General features: G+C 70.0%; 1 protein-coding gene. It reads right to left on the bottom strand.

Annotated features, from left to right (window positions below; genetic code table 11):
* Positions 1 to 178: 178 nt before the first annotated feature.
* A partial coding sequence (locus tag ACZ5CR_RS47295) for a cytochrome P450 (protein ID WP_468870260.1) occupies positions 179 to 1047 on the bottom strand: 869 nt, incomplete at its 5' end.

Genomic DNA, 1047 nt, shown 5'->3' with positions numbered 1-1047 from the left:
ACCACTGCCGTCTTGGAGGTGAGGTTGAGGTCCATGGTGCGGTGCTCCGGTTCTCGAACGTCGGTTGAGCGGGCCGGTGTTGGCCGGTCCAGGGATGGGTGTCCAGGGGTGCGCGGTCCTGGAGAACGCATGGCTCTGGAAGATGGGGCGGGCGGGTGGCGGACAGCGGGTCCTCGGTTCAGGTGCGCGGAGTCACCACCAGGGGGAGGCTGCTCGGGTGCGGCAGGGAGCTGTTCGACTCCGTGATCCTTCGGGTGCCCGGCGCGATCCGCAGCTGCCAGCGGGTGACCAGGGTGGCCAGGGCCACCGTCATCGTGGTCTCGGCGAGGTGCTCCCCGATGCACCGGTGCGGTCCGGTGCCCCACGGGAAGTAGGCGCCGCGCGGCAGGTCCTTGCCGCCTTCGGACTCGCCGCGTTCCGGGTCGAAGCGCCGCGGATGGGCATACGTGGCCGGGTTGCGGTGCATGGCGCGCGGGCTGTACCCGATCTCGGAGCCCGCGGGGACGAGGGTCCCGGCGAGCTCGACGTCGTGCCGGGCCCGCCGGGTGAACAGCATCGGCGCGTGCAGCCGCAGCGTTTCGCCGACGACCTTGCGGGTGTACGAGAGGTCCTTGAGGCGGTCGTAGTCGAGCGGACCTCCGTCCAGGACGCCCGAGGCCTCCTTGTGCATCCGTTGTTGCACCTCGGGCCGGACGGTCGTCTCGAACACCGCCCAGGTCAGCGAGGCGCTGGTGGTTTCCAGGGCGGCGAAGAGCATCATCAGGAACTCGCTGCGGACCTCCTCGTCGGTGTACGGCCTGCCCGTGAGCGGGTGCGTCGACTTCAGCAGCACGTCCAGGACGTCGTGAGCGGCCACCGGGTGGGCGCGGCGGCCTTGGATCAGCGCGTCGACGGTGGCGTGGAAGCGCCGCACGGCCGCGTTGAAACGGCGGTTTCCCGGCGTCGGCAGGGACATCAGGAAGTCGGGGAAGACGGTCCCGGGGATCAGCCTGCGGGCGATCATGAAGAGGGTCTGCCGGATGTCGCGTACGACGTCATGGCTCAGAT

It is taken from the genome of Streptomyces sp. NPDC031274 (assembly GCF_055570235.1).
This window is presented reverse-complemented; position numbering and strand designations above follow the sequence as displayed.